At 68.1% G+C, this 270-nt stretch carries 1 protein-coding gene; it reads right to left on the reverse strand.

Annotated elements, in window-relative coordinates:
- On the reverse strand, positions 1–270 hold a 270-nt coding region (locus KVS67_RS12025; protein ID WP_254629366.1), incomplete at both ends, for a GTP-binding protein.

Here is a 270-nt window from a genome sequence, read left to right on the forward strand (position 1 = left end):
ACGAAGTCGTTCTCGGCGCCGATCGGCAGCTGCATCACGAGCGGACGCGCGCCGAGGCGCTTCACGATGGTGACGACGGTGAAGTAGAAGTCCGCGCCCAGCTTGTCCATCTTGTTGACGAAGCAGATGCGGGGGACGACGTACTTGTCCGCCTGGCGCCACACGGTCTCCGACTGGGGCTCCACGCCCTCCTTGCCGCCGAACACGGCGTCGGCGCCGACGAGCACGCGCAGCGCGCGCTCCACCTCGACCGTGAAGTCCACGTGGCCG

The sequence above is a fragment of the Micrococcus sp. GbtcB5 genome, assembly GCF_019091605.1.
Lineage (GTDB): Bacteria > Actinomycetota > Actinomycetes > Actinomycetales > Micrococcaceae > Micrococcus > Micrococcus luteus.